Annotated in this window: 1 protein-coding gene; it reads right to left on the bottom strand. The window is 56.2% G+C overall.

Annotation, left to right across the window (positions count from 1 at the left end):
* On the bottom strand, nt 1-491 hold a 491-nt coding region (locus tag AC1DU6_RS35790), incomplete at its 3' end, for an SLBB domain-containing protein (RefSeq protein WP_477863392.1).
* Nucleotides 492-521: the final 30 nt, after the last annotated feature.

The following is a 521-nucleotide window of genomic DNA, read 5'->3' as shown; positions in this document are numbered from 1 at the left end:
CCAAACAACTTGGCTACCCGATCCAGCTCATCCTCATCAGCCTGCACACCCTTTTCCTCACCGTCCTGCTGCTTCCTGAGGGTTGAGAGCTGCGCATCCGATTGTTTTACGGCATCCTCCAGAAAGCTCCGTTCCTTACGATAGTCAAGCTGCGCAGTCTTTAGTGACGCCGCCTCGGATTGCACGATCGCCTCGATGACGGAGGCCGGCAAAGATACTTCACTAGGTATCTTCTGATCGAAGCTGTCATTGCCCTGGAGTTCCGCATTGGTGCGGATCACGTGGAGATACTCTTTGATGTACTCGGTCGACAAAGATTGGTAATCGCGCAACAGATCTGCCGGATCGACGGCACCGATCTGACCGCGAGAGCGCAACAGGCTAAAGCCACCGGCCACCGCGACGGCTTGGCGTACAGTCATGGACGCGCGATACACCAACTGTCCGGGCGTGAGAACGTCGCCAGTGACATAGATCGGTCGGTAGTCCACGACGCTTGTGATCACATCTCCGGGCTTGAT

Source organism: Roseateles sp. P5_B10 (assembly GCF_056400485.1).
The sequence above is the reverse complement of the archived record's forward strand: the minus strand, read 5'-3'. Positions and strand labels throughout refer to the sequence as shown.